Origin of the sequence: Seongchinamella unica (assembly GCF_004354085.1) — a bacterium.
Lineage (GTDB): Bacteria > Pseudomonadota > Gammaproteobacteria > Pseudomonadales > Halieaceae > Halioglobus > Halioglobus unicus.
The window spans coordinates 752,397-765,210 of sequence record NZ_SMSE01000002.1 but is presented as its reverse complement, the minus strand read 5'-3'; the positions used below and the strand labels follow the sequence as shown (position 1 = coordinate 765,210).

Genomic DNA, 12,814 nt, shown 5'->3' with positions numbered 1-12,814 from the left:
CTGATTCGGATCAATACGCCGGAACCCATTCGGTCCTATGCTGGACAATGTCACAGCATTCCGGGACAGGGTCATGAGTTCAGTTAACACCGCAACCATAGACGGCAACCAGGCGGCGGCGACGATCGCCCACCTGACCAACGAAGTGATCGCCATTTACCCGATCACGCCATCTTCCAATATGGGCGAATTCGCCGATGACTGGTCCGCCAACGGCCAGACCAACCTGTGGGGAAGTGTGCCCAGGGTCATTGAAATGCAGAGCGAGGGAGGGGCGGCCGGGGCCATTCACGGCGCCCTGCAGGCGGGGGCGCTGGCAACAACATTCACTGCCTCCCAGGGGCTGTTGTTGATGATTCCCAACATGTACAAGATTGCCGGTGAACTGACCCCCACGGTATTCCACATTGCCGCCCGTTCTCTTGCCTGCCAGGGTCTTTCGATTTTTGGTGATCACTCCGATGTGATGGCCACCCGGCAGACCGGATTTGCCATGTTGGCCTCCAACTGTCCCCAGGAAGTTATGGATCTGGCCCTGGTGGCCCAGGCCGCCAGCCTCAGGTCGCGAGTGCCATTCCTGCACTTTTTTGACGGTTTCCGCACGTCCCACGAAGTCGCCAAACTGCAGCTGGTAGAGACCTCCGTGGTCCGCCAGATGATTGACGAGACGTCGGTGCAGGCGCACCGGGCCAGGGCGATGTCGCCCGCGCACCCCGTGCTGCGGGGCAGTTCACAAAACCCGGACGTCTATTTCCAGGCCAGGGAAACGGTGAACCCCTATTACCAGGCCCTGCCAGGAATCGTCCAGGACGTCATGGACGAGTTTGCCACGCTGACAGGGAGGCAATACCGGCTGTTCGAATATGTGGGCGATCCGCAGGCAGAGCGGGCTGTCATCGTCATGGGGTCCGGCGCCGAGGCGGTGCATGAGACTGTGGACTACCTGGTCGCCAACGGTGAAAAGGTGGGCCTCATCAAGGTACGCCTGTTCCGCCCATTCAGTGCCGACGCGCTGGTCGCGGCCCTGCCGGATACCGTTCGCTCGCTGGCCGTGCTCGACCGCACCAAGGAACCGGGCGCTGACGGCGAGCCGCTGTACAAGGATGTGGTCACCGCCCTGGCCCAGGACAGCCTCTCCGGCCAGGGACGGTTTGCAACCATGCCGCGCGTCATCGGCGGCCGTTACGGTTTGTCATCGAAGGAGTTTACCCCGGGCATGATCAGGGCCGTTTACGCGGAATTGACTCGACCGCAGCCGAAAAATCATTTCACGATAGGCATCCACGACGATCTCAGCGGCACCAGCCTGGACTGGGATGACGGTTTCCGGACTGCCGCTAATGATGCCACCTTCCAGGCCGTGTTCTATGGCCTGGGCAGTGACGGTACGGTCAGCGCGAACAAAAACAGTATCAAGATTATCGGTGAGAACACCGACCTCCATGCCCAGGGATATTTTGTTTATGACTCCAAGAAATCCGGCGCGGTAACCATTTCCCACCTGCGTTTTGGCCCCGACCGTATTCGTTCCAGTTACCTCATTGGTCACGGTGATGCAGGTTTTGTCGCCTGCCATCAACCCACTTTCCTGGAGAAGTACGATGTGCTGGCCTACGCGCGTCAGGGGGCGGTTTTCCTGTTGAATACGTCCGAACCTCCGGAGCGGGCATGGGACGCCCTGCCTGCCGGCGTCCAGCGCCAGATTGTCGAAAAGAATGTCAGTTTCTACTGCATTGACGCCTACGGCGTCGCTGCCAGCTGTGGCATGGGCAAGCGCATCAATACCATTATGCAGACCTGCTTTTTTGCGATCTCAGGAATTTTCCCCGCCGATGAGGCCATCGCCTCGATCAAGCGCGCCGTGGAGAACACCTATGGCCGCAAGGGCAAGCGAATTATTGAACTCAATTTCAAGGCCATAGATGAAACGCTCGCCTGCCTGCACCAGGTCGAGGCAGGTTCGCCGGGCGCAGAGACGGACACCAGACAAGTCGTGCCGGAACCGGTGTCCGACTTTGTGCGCAAGGTTACCAGCGAGATTATTGCCGGGCGGGGCGACCTCATTCCGGTGAGCCAAATGCCGGCGGACGGCAGTTTCCCGCTGGGAACCGCCGCCTACGAAAAGCGTAACCTGGCGCTGGAAATCCCGGTTTGGGAAACCGATCTGTGCACCCAGTGCGGTAAATGCCCCTTCGTCTGTCCGCACACCGCCATTCGTTCAAAGGTCTTCCATGAGTCTGCGCTGGCTACGGCACCGGAGGGTTTCAAGTCGGCACCGGTCAAGGCCAAGGGATACCCCGAGGGATATCACATCAGTTACCAGGTGGCGCCGGAGGACTGCACCGGTTGTACCCTGTGCGTGGACATCTGCCCCATTCGGGATAAATCGAATGTCAGCCGCAAGGCGCTCAACATGGCACCCCAGGCACCGCGGCGGGAAGCCGAGCGGGAATACTGGAAGTTCTTCGAATCACTCCCCGAGTTTGACCGTGGTGAATTGAAAACCAACACCATTGCCGGTTCCATGGTCCTGCAGCCCCTGTTCGAGTTCTCCGGCGCCTGCGTCGGTTGCGGAGAAACGCCCTATGTGAAGCTGGCTTCCCAGTTGTTCGGGGATCGCATGCTGGTGGCAAATGCGACTGGATGCTCGTCTATTTACGGCGGAAACCTCCCGACCACGCCATGGACCACCACCCCGGAGGGCAGGGGGCCTGCCTGGAACAACTCCCTGTTTGAAGATAACGCCGAATTTGGCCTGGGTATGCGCCTGGCTGTCGACCAGCAGCGGCAAATGGCCCGGCAATTGCTGGAAGAATTGCGTGATCAACTGGACGCTCAACTGGTGACAGAGATCCTCGAGGCGAGCGAGGCTAATGAAGCGGAAATCTACGAACAGCGGCAGCGGGTGGCCGCGCTCGACCAGGCGCTTGCGGACATCGATGACGAAAAAGCGCAACGCCTGCTCACCCTCAGTGAAAACCTGTGTCGTAAGAGCGTGTGGATTATCGGTGGAGATGGCTGGGCCTATGACATTGGCTATGGTGGCCTGGACCACGTCCTGGCCACCGGTGAGAATGTGAACCTGCTGGTGCTGGATACCGAGGTTTATTCCAACACCGGCGGTCAGACCTCCAAGGCGACACCCCGGGGGGCAGTGGCTAAGTTCTCCTCCGGCGGCAAGGCGACCAGCAAGAAAGACCTCGCACTGTTGGCCATGGAGTACGAAAACGTCTACGTCGCGCGGGTGGCTTACGGGGCCAAGGACACCCAGACACTCAATGCCTTTCTCGAGGCGGAAGCCCACGACGGTCCCAGCCTGATTCTGGCCCTGTCGCCCTGCATTGCCCACGGTGTCGATATGTCCCGCAATCACCAGCAGCAGGACCTGGCGGTAAAAAGTGGTCACTGGCCACTGTTTCGATTCAATCCGCAGCACATTGCCAGTGGTAAGCCGCCGATGAAAATGGATTCCAAAGCCCCCAGTATTCCCTATCGTGACTACGTGCAGACTGAGACCCGCTTCAACATGCTGTGGCACAGTCACCCGGAGGTTGCGGAAACCCTGCTGGAACAAGAGCAGAAGTTTGTCAATCATCGTTACCACTTCTACCGTCAGTTGTCCGAACTGGACTGGTCGGATGGCCAGGCCCTGGCGGAAGCCCGGGCAGCGAGACCCAATGTCAAAGGCGAAACAGCCACTCAAGGAGGGCAGTAAGATGGTCGATCTTGCAACACGGTATCTGGGACTGGACCTGAAAAATCCACTGGTGCCGTCCGCCTCCCCGCTGAGCAAGCACCTGGATTCAGCCCGCAGGCTGGAGGACGCAGGCGCCGCCGCGCTGGTCATGCATTCGCTGTTCGAAGAGAAGATCGAGGAGGAGGACGCGAGGCTGGACCGCTTTTTTCACCAGCAGTCGCTGGGTCACGGCGAGGCCGACAGCTTTCACCCCATACCCGATAGCTATACCAGTTACGAGGAACAGTATCTGGAGCAATTGGAGGCGCTCAAGGGGTCACTGGAAATTCCAGTGATTGCCAGTCTCAACGGAACCACTCCCGGCGGCTGGGTCAGCTACGCCGAATCCCTGCAGGCGGCGGGTGCAGACGCACTGGAACTTAACGTGTACTACATTCCCGCCGGTCCCAGGGAGGACTGCTGTGCGGTAGAGAACCGCTATGTGGAAGTACTGGCCGCGGTGCGGGAGCAGGTCGACATACCCATCACCATGAAACTGTCCCCGCAGTTTTCTTCGCCCTTCAATTTCGCCCTGCGGCTGGAGGAAGCCGGGGCAGATGGCCTGGTGGTATTCAATCGTTTCTACCAACCCGATATCGACCTGGACACCCTCGAGGTGACCCCCAGGCTGGCGCTGTCGACCTCGGAAGAGTCACTGATGCGCATTCGCTGGCTGGCGATTCTTTATGGGCGCACCCGTTGTTCGCTGGCGATAACCGGAGGCGTACACAATCTGCGTGACGTGCTCAAGTCCCTGCTGGCAGGGGCCGATGTAACACACATGTGCAGCGCCCTGCTGCGCCGCGGCCCCGGGCACATTGCCACGGTGCTCAAGGCCCTGGCTGAGTGGCTGGAAGAGAAAGAGTACGAGTCGGTCAGCCAGATGAAAGGCAGTGTGAGCCAGCGTAATGCCACCGACTCATCGGCCTTCCTGCGCGCCAATTATGTCAGCGTGCTGGACAGCTACCAACCCCCTCCCGGGGTGCAGTGGTAATCAGGCGGTAGCACTGTAGGGCAGGGCCGCCTGGTCGGAGGCTCCCAGCAGTTGGCTGTAGCGGTCCTCCAGCTCACGGCAGCAGGCCCGTATACTGCCGATCGCCTGTGCCGGGATGGGATCCATGACCGTGACCCTGATCGTCGCCGGGCGCAGCATTAGTCCCCCCTTGGGCAGGGCGTCCTTCACATTGTGCAGGACGATGGGAACGATCGGCACACCCGCCCGTTTGGCCAGCAGAAAAGCGCCGTGCTTGAAGGGCTGGATTTCACCCAGGGTGCTGCGCGTACCCTCGGGGGCGATGACCAGCGACCGACCGCTGGCAAGGGTCTGCAATGACTGCTTGAGCACCTCTGCCTGGTCTTTTTCGTCCCGGTCCACGAATATCGTGTCCACCAAGCGCAGCATCTGGCCGAATACAGGTTTGTCGGCCATTTCCTTCTTGCACAGGGCAACCACATCCTCCCGCAGCAGGTGGGCCAGTACCAGCGAGTCCAGCAGGCTCTGATGGTTGAACACATAGACGCAGGGGCGGTCGCGGCGCAGCTTGTCATGGCCCTCTATCTCGAAATCGAGCCCCGCAAACCCGCTGCCGATATCACCCAGCAGGCGGGTGATCCGGTTGGCGTTGCGGTTGGGACTGACCCCGACCCGGCGGCTGATAGCCCCGAACGCGGTAGTGGCGACCATCGATTCCGCCACCAGCAGGGTGCGGGCGATGTTCTCCAGTTGCGGCATACCCCGGCTGTCGAAACGAAGCTGGGGCCACTGGTTGTTGCGTGCGTGCACCGCGAGCTTTTCCGAGGGATTGACCGCGACCGGCATACCCACTTTTTTTAGTAGCGGGAGGTCAGCACTGGAGTCACTGTAAAACCAGCTGTCGGCCAGCGAGCAGCGATACTTGCGGGCCATGCGCCGCGCCGCCAGTGATTTGCCCTCGCCATAGCACAACGGGGCAATGACCTGGCCGGTAAAAAGGCCATCCTGTACTTCCAGTTGCGTACAGCAGATATCTGTTATGCCCAGGGCCCTGGCAACGGGCTCAACCTGGTAGCGACTGGCGGCGGACACGATAACCAGATGGTCCCCGGCGGCGCGATGGGCTTCGACCAGGGTGATCGCCTCCCGGTACAGACTGCGGGCGACGCTGTTCTTCCAGGCCCTTTCGCCGAGTTCCGACAGGGTCGATTCGGGCAGGCCGGTCAGGGCGCCGGCGACCCGCGTGACCAGTTGATGATACTGGGGTCCCTTGCCCGCGCGTTTTTGCCTGGACACATCCCGTAACAGGCCTGCCGCCTCCTTGAGCTTGCCCCGCGCTGCGCCGTAGCGGGCGGTCTCTACGGCCAGCGCCAGGATGGAGTAGCCGGCGATCAGGGTGCGATCGAGATCGAAAAAGGCGATGCGTCCGCTGCCCGGCCTTGGGCTGCTGGCGATGGTTTGCAGGTGTGTCTCCAGGACTGTCATGTTGGGTCACTCCGTCGGGGCTTGGAATCCGGCTTTTTTGCACCGGACCGTGCTAAAAAATTGCTTAAAAAATAGACAGCAAGATTCTTGCCAGTCGCTATATTTTGCCTCGGGACTGTGACAACTGTGCTACAGGCAGGTGTTAGATTTGGGAGTGGTGCGCCATGGCGGACAGGTCTGCACTAAACTGGTGCGCGATCGGCGCTGTTTTTCATGGCCTGGCCTCTCGCCCTTCGCTAAGATGAGCGCATGTCGACCACCGATTTTTCAGAACTCCCGGTACTTGAAACTCTCCCGGAAGTGCGCGCCGCCCTGGCTGAACACGGCCAGGCGGTGCTGCAGGCCCCTGCGGGCGCCGGCAAGACGACCGCTGTTCCCCTGGCGTTGCTGCGTGAACCCTGGCTGGAGGCTCGCAAGATCGTGATGCTGGAGCCACGGCGCATGGCGGCCAGGGCTTCGGCTTCGCGGATGGCGGAAATGCTGGGTGAGGAGGTGGGCGAAACCGTCGGTTACAGCATCCGCCTGGAAAGTCGAACCAGCGACAAGACCCGTATTGAAGTCATAACCGAAGGGATCCTGACCCGGCGGCTGCAGAGCGACCCGGGGCTGGAAGATGTTGGTCTGGTGATCTTTGATGAGTTTCACGAACGCAGCCTTGATTCCGACCTCTGCCTGGCACTGTGCCTGCAGGGCAGGGAGCTGTTCCGTGAGTCCACCGCCCTGCGCCTGCTGGTAATGTCGGCCACCCTCGATGGGGACGCCGTTGCCGGGCTGCTCAATAATGCACCGGTGGTGACTTCTGCCGGTCGCCAGTTTCCCGTGGAGGCGCATTTCGGTCCGACCCATCGGCTACAGGATCCCATCGCGCCGCCGGTGGCCGCCACGGTGCGGCGGGCGCTGCAGGAACACAGCGGCAGCGTGCTGGTGTTCCTGCCCGGGCAACGGGAAATCAATGCCACCGGCCGGGAACTGGCGAAATCCCTGGCCGCTACTGTCGGCGAGGAAGTTCTGCTGACTCCCCTGCACGGTAACCTGAGCCTGGAAAAACAGCAGCGTGCCATCGCTCCGGCCCCGGCGGGAAAGCGTAAAGTGGTTCTGGCCACCAATGTTGCCGAAACCAGCCTGACGATAGAGGGCATCAGCGTGGTGGTGGATTCCGGGCTGGTGCGCGAAGCCCTGTTTGATCCGGCCACTGGCATGACCCGCCTGACCACCCGACGTATTTCCCGGGCTTCCGCAGAACAGCGCCAGGGTCGGGCAGGGCGACTGGGCCCCGGCCATTGTTATCGACTCTGGTCTGAAGAACAGCAGGGTCGGCTGGTGGCCCAGTCCAGCCCGGAGATCCTGCAGGCAGATCTGGCCCCGTTAGCGCTGCAGCTACTGGCCTGGGGCGTGAACGATCCCGGGGAGCTCGCCTGGCTGAATGAGCCCCCCGCAGTGCCCTGGCAACAGGCCCTGGATATTCTCGAACGCTGTGGTGTCCTGTTTTACAACGAGGCCAATACGCCGCAGCTGACGCCCCACGGAGTGCGGCTGGCACAAATGCCGTTGCATCCGCGGCTGGCACATATGCTCCTGGTGGGCTGTGATATTCATGCGACGGAAACCGCCTGCCTGCTGGCTGCGGTGCTCTCCGAACGTAACCCGTTGGCCAATGCCGGCGCTGATCTTGCCGTTACGCTGGCGGTTTTGCTGGGTGAACAACGCTGTCCGGCGGAGGCCCAGGGCTGGTTCCGGCGCATCTGGCAGCAGGCTCGACGTTTTGCCCGAATCGCCAGCGACATTCACAAACCCCGGCGCTTTGCGATTTCGATCGACTCAGCGGATGTACTGGGGGTATTGCTTGCCAGCGCCTATCCTGACCGTGTCGCCCGTCGCCGTGACAAGAGCGGCGTCTACCAGTTGGGTAATGGCCGCAGCGCCATCCTGCCGGCAGAGGATTCACTGGCCAGTCAGGTCTGGCTGGCGGTCGCGGATCTTGGCAGCCAGGCTGGCCACAGCACGGACCGGATATACAGTGCTGTTGAACTCAATCCCGACCGGTTCAGTGACATTCTTTCGCCGCTGGTGCGCACAGAAGAGGTGGTGGACTGGGATAATCGACTGGAGAGGTTCGTCGCCCAGAGCAGGACCCTGTGTGGCCAGTTGCAGGTGGCGGTAGAGCCGCTGACGGACGTGTCCGAAGACGCTCGCAGCCGGGCCCTGCTCGGCGTTGTCCGGCGCCGTGGACTGGCCATTCTTCCCTGGACTAAAGCCCTGCAACAGTGGCGAGAGCGGGTCCGCCTGATGCATGAAGCCTGCAGGGGTGATCCGCAAAATCCCTGGCCGGATCTTTCCGATCACGGTCTGCTGGGCTCTCTTGAAAACTGGCTATTGCCCTATCTGGGGCCGGTGAGCCGGCTGGAGGATTTCCAGCAGCTGGACCTGAAAGCGATGCTCCAGGCACTGTTGCCATGGCCACTACCCCTGGAACTGGAGCGCCTCGCTCCGGAACGAATCACTGTGCCCTCTGGCTCCAGTATTGCCGTGGACTACAGCCAGCGTCCCCCGGTGCTGGCGGTCAAGCTGCAGGAGATGTTCGGCTGCGAGGAAACACCTGTCATAGCCGGGGGCAGGGTGGCCCTGCAGGTTCATCTGTTGTCGCCCGCCCAACGCCCGCTGCAGGTGACCCAGGATCTCGCCGGCTTCTGGCGCAGCAGTTACCAGGATGTGAAAAAGGAAATGAAAGGGCGCTATCCCAAGCACCCGTGGCCAGACGATCCCCTGCAGGCCGTGCCGACCCGGCACACCCGGAAACGTCTGGAGCAGGCTTGATCTTTCTGCCGGTAGCGCAACAGGACCCAGAAGAGGAGCGTGTTAATGCCTGAACAAACAGCACCGAAAGGTTTGCTGCATGCGATTCTGCTTGATGGTAAAGGCGGCTGTGTACACTTACCCTGGGAAGACGTTGCCCGCTGGCAGCCGGAACAGGGCTGCCTCTGGCTTCACTTCTACTTTGAAGACCCCCAGAGCCAGGTCTGGCTGGAGCAACATAGCGGCCTGAGTGAAATCGCGGTGAGCGCACTGGTGACCGACGAGACCCGGCCGCGCACCCTCAATCGCGGTGATAACCTGCTACTTGCCCTGCGTGGGGTTAACCTGGCGCCGGGAGACGATCCGGAAGACATGGTGTCGCTGCGCCTTTGGACGGACGGCAGGCGGGTGGTCAGCACTCGCCGCAGAAAACTGGTTTCTACCCAGGATGTGATCGAGGAACTGGAGGCCGGACATGGTCCTCAAAATGCCGCCGAGTTACTGGTGACCTGGATCGATCGGGTGGTGCTGCGGATGAACGACACCATCGAGCAACTGGAGGAAGAAGTGCTGGCGCTGGAAGAGAAAATCCTCAGCGGCGAGACCTCCGGTCTCCGGGTGCAGATAGCCCAGTTGCGCAAGAAAACCATTTCACTGCGGCGTTACCTGGCGCCCCAGCGAGAAGCGATGAACCGGCTGGCCAGTGAAAACCTGAGCTGGCTGGATGAGATTAACCGCCTGCGCCTGCGGGAAACCAACGACCGGCAGATGCGCTACATTGAAGACCTTGACGAAATCCGGGATCGCGCCGCATTGGCCCAGGAAGAACTGTTCACCCGGGTATCGGAGCAAATGAATGAGCGCTCGTATATTTTTACCGTGGTAGCGACAATTTTCCTGCCGCTGGGGTTTTTTACCGGACTGATGGGTATCAACGTGGGCGGCATGCCCGGTGTCGAGAACGCTAGCGCGTTCTGGATTGTGGTTGCAGCCTGCCTGGGGCTGACCGGTTTACTGGCCCTGGTGTTTCGCTTCAAACGCTGGCTTTAGGGGGCTATTTCCCGGTTTACCGGGCCGGTGGGGCCTGGCCCCGCTGGCTGCTGATCAGTGAGCTGACCACGGCTGCAGCCTGTGCCTGAACATCCTCGCTCATTGCATCGTGAACCTGGAAATGGACCTTGCCCTGGGCATCCAGTATGAAGAGACCCACTCCCTGTTCCCCCAGTTCCCAGGCACTGACCGCGTCACCGGTCTTGTCCAGCACCATGGTTGCCCCCGGGAAGCGGCGCTTGTTCTTTTTGACCTCTGACACCACAAAACCCCCGGTGCCCCACAGCGCAGCATCGAGGTTGATAATGGTGGTGACGTGGTAGCTGTCTGGCTGGTACTTTTCCTGCAGTAAATCAGTAAATGGCTCGAAGGTTTTGCTCGCAGACAGGGTGCCGGGAAAATATTGCAGTACGTGCACCTTGTCGACGGCCCGCCCACTGTGCCAGTGCCGGTAGTCGAATTCATCGCCAGCGAGCACCAGTTCGCCCAGGCGGGTGATCGTCAGCGGCGGCAGGCCGGCCCCGGACGAAGACGCCTGAACCGGCGACAGTTGGACGAGGGCCAGCAATAACAGGGAAGCGGTATATCTCACCTAGCGGCCCTTCCGCAGTCTCTTGCCGGATTTGGGTGTTCGCGGCAGGCCGTTGTGTTGGGTAGCGAAGGGCTGTCCCGGCTCAACGACCGCGTGACGCCTGCCGGGTTGGCGCGGGGGGACCAGGTGCATTTTGCCATTGCCGATCAGGTCGCTGCGGCCCAGTTTCTTCAGCGCCTTGCGCAAGATGGGCCAGTTGTCAGGGTCGTGATAACGAAGGAAGGCCTTGTGCAGACGGCGCTGCGACAAGCCTTTTACCGTGGGCATGGTGTCGCTGTCGCGGGTAATGCGTTTCAGGGGGTTTTTGCCACTGTGGTACATCGCCGTGGCGCTGGCCATGGGCGAGGGGTAGAAGGTCTGTACCTGGTCGGCGCGGAATTTATTGCGTTTGAGCCACAGCGCGAGATTCATCATGTCCCTGTCTGAAGTGCCGGGGTGGGCGGCGATAAAGTAGGGAATCAGGTATTGCTCCTTACCCGCCGCTTTTGAGTACTTCTCGAACATGGCCTTGAAGCGGTCATACGAGCCTATGCCCGGCTTCATCATTTTGTCCAGCGGGCCTTCCTCGGTGTGTTCCGGGGCGATTTTCAGGTAACCGCCTACATGATGGGTCACCAGCTCCTCCACGTACTCCGGGGTTTCTACCGCGATGTCATAGCGCAGCCCCGAGGCTATCAGGACTTTTTTGATGCCGGGCAGTTCCCGTGCTTTCCGGTACAGCTCCACCAACGGCTTCTGGTCGGTGTTCAGGTTCTTGCAGATACCGGGAAACACGCAGCTGAGCTTGCGGCACTTGGCCTCGATCTCCCGGCTCTTGCAGGCGAGTCGCCACATATTGGCGGTGGGGCCTCCCAGATCGGAGATAACACCGGTAAACGCCGGAGAGGTATCGCGTATCTTTTCCACTTCCCTCAGGATGGAGTCTTCCGAGCGGTTCTGGATGATGCGTCCCTCATGCTCGGTGATGGAGCAGAACGTGCAACCGCCGAAGCAGCCGCGCATGATGTTGACCGAATGACGGATCATTTCATAGGCGGGGAGTCGGGCATCGCCGTAACTGGAGTGGGGCAGCCGGGTATAGGGCAACTCGAACAGCCAGTCGAGTTCGTCGGTCTCCAGCGGGATCGGCGGCGTGTTCAGCCAGACCTCGCGGTCACCGTGGGCCTGTATCAGCGGCCGGGCGTTGTGCGGATTGGTTTCCTTGTGCAGTATCCGCGAGGCGTGAGCGTAGAGGGCGGGATCGTCTTTTACCTGTTCGTAGGACGGTATGCGGATGACCGCCGGACGGGTGTCGTCCACCCGGTCGAGGATGCGCACCACGTCCTCGCCCTGCTGTACCGCTACCTCGTCGTTGGAACACTCGGCGGTGCGCACTTCCTGGTAGGGGTTGGCAATCCTGTCTACCCGGCCTACCGTATCGATGGAAGTGGAGTCGATCTCACGCCAGCCATCGGGTATGCGCTTGCGCACGAAGGCGGTGCCGCGCAGGTCGCGAATGTCGTGGATGGAGTCCCCGGCGGCCAGGCGATGGGCCACATCGACGATGGCGCGCTCGGCATTCCCGTACAGCAAGAGATCGGCGCGGCTGTCCAGCAGCACCGAGCGACGGACCTTGTCACTCCAGTAATCGTAGTGCGCGATACGCCGCAGACTGGCCTCGATACTGCCGATGATCAAGGGCACATCGCGGTAGGCCTCCCGGACTCGCTGGCTGTACACGATGACCGCCCGGTCGGGGCGCCTGCCGCCCTCGTTGTCGGGGGTATAGGCATCATCGTTACGCCGCTTGCGGTCCGCGGTGTAACGATTGATCATGGAATCCATGTTGCCGGCGGAAACACCGAAAAACAAATTGGGTTTGCCGAGGACCTTGAAGGGATCGGCGCTGGTCCAGTCAGGCTGGGCGATAATGCCCACCCGGAAACCCTGTGCTTCAAGCAGGCGACCGATAACCGCCATGCCAAAGCTCGGATGGTCCACGTAGGCGTCGCCGGTAACGATAATAATGTCGCAGCTGTCCCAGCCGAGGGCGTCCATCTCCGCCCGCGAGGTGGGCAGTTCCGGCGCCGGGCCAAAGCATTCGGCCCAGTATTTGCGGTAGGAGTGAATCGGGGTTGGCATGGTCTGCTACACGGGCAATCAGGCCGCGTATTATAGCAGGAATGGCCGGGCCTGGAGAGGGGCT

7 protein-coding genes are annotated in these 12,814 nt (G+C 61.0%); 4 read left to right on the top strand and 3 right to left on the bottom strand.

What is annotated here, in order from left to right; all coding sequences use genetic code 11:
- Positions 1 to 73: 73 nt before the first annotated feature.
- Together nifJ and E2F43_RS10525 are read left to right on the top strand one after the other, a co-directional pair.
- The gene (gene nifJ / locus E2F43_RS10530) at positions 74 to 3,715 is read left to right on the top strand and encodes a pyruvate:ferredoxin (flavodoxin) oxidoreductase (protein WP_133212374.1); all 3,642 of its coding nucleotides are present in this window, start codon (positions 74 to 76) and stop codon (positions 3,713 to 3,715) included.
- A gap of 1 nt (position 3,716) precedes the next feature.
- Complete coding sequence (locus E2F43_RS10525; RefSeq protein ID WP_133212372.1) at positions 3,717 to 4,730, top strand: dihydroorotate dehydrogenase-like protein; 1,014 nt, start codon at positions 3,717 to 3,719, stop codon at positions 4,728 to 4,730.
- Here the strand turns inward: E2F43_RS10525 and E2F43_RS10520 are convergent, their stop codons facing one another.
- On the bottom strand, positions 4,731 to 6,194 hold the full coding sequence (locus tag E2F43_RS10520; protein WP_133212370.1) for an HAD-IB family hydrolase: 1,464 nt from the start codon (positions 6,192 to 6,194) through the stop codon (positions 4,731 to 4,733).
- 249 nt (positions 6,195 to 6,443) lie between these two features.
- Here E2F43_RS10520 and hrpB point away from each other — a divergent pair, with 249 nt between their 5' ends.
- Together hrpB and E2F43_RS10510 are read left to right on the top strand one after the other, a co-directional pair.
- Positions 6,444 to 9,008 carry an ATP-dependent helicase HrpB gene (gene hrpB, locus E2F43_RS10515; protein ID WP_133212368.1) on the top strand — a complete coding sequence of 855 codons (2,565 nt, stop codon included), beginning with the start codon at positions 6,444 to 6,446 and terminating at the stop codon, positions 9,006 to 9,008.
- Between the two features lie 45 nt (positions 9,009 to 9,053).
- Positions 9,054 to 10,037, top strand: a complete 984-nt coding sequence (locus E2F43_RS10510) for a zinc transporter ZntB (RefSeq protein ID WP_133212366.1) — start codon at positions 9,054 to 9,056, stop codon at positions 10,035 to 10,037.
- Positions 10,038 to 10,053: 16 nt separating this feature from the next.
- Here E2F43_RS10510 and E2F43_RS10505 read toward each other — a convergent pair whose 3' ends face one another.
- A complete protein-coding gene (locus E2F43_RS10505; RefSeq protein ID WP_133212364.1) occupies positions 10,054 to 10,629 on the bottom strand; it encodes a YtfJ family protein in 576 nt (191 codons plus the stop codon).
- Positions 10,630 to 12,750 (bottom strand): YgiQ family radical SAM protein, encoded by a 2,121-nt coding sequence (locus E2F43_RS10500; RefSeq protein ID WP_133212362.1) that lies wholly within the window; start codon positions 12,748 to 12,750, stop codon positions 10,630 to 10,632.
- Positions 12,751 to 12,814 lie beyond the last annotated feature (64 nt).

Bases quoted from the DNA above. Each gene is read 5' to 3' on its own strand.
- E2F43_RS10500 (WP_133212362.1), bottom strand. From the start codon at position 12,750: ATGCCAACCCCGATTCACTCCTACCGCAAATACTGGGCCGAATGCTTT.
- nifJ (WP_133212374.1), top strand. From the start codon at position 74: ATGAGTTCAGTTAACACCGCAACCATAGACGGCAACCAGGCGGCGGCG.
- E2F43_RS10510 (WP_133212366.1), top strand. From the start codon at position 9,054: ATGCCTGAACAAACAGCACCGAAAGGTTTGCTGCATGCGATTCTGCTT.
- hrpB (WP_133212368.1), top strand. From the start codon at position 6,444: ATGTCGACCACCGATTTTTCAGAACTCCCGGTACTTGAAACTCTCCCG.
- E2F43_RS10520 (WP_133212370.1), bottom strand. From the start codon at position 6,194: ATGACAGTCCTGGAGACACACCTGCAAACCATCGCCAGCAGCCCAAGG.
- E2F43_RS10525 (WP_133212372.1), top strand. From the start codon at position 3,717: ATGGTCGATCTTGCAACACGGTATCTGGGACTGGACCTGAAAAATCCA.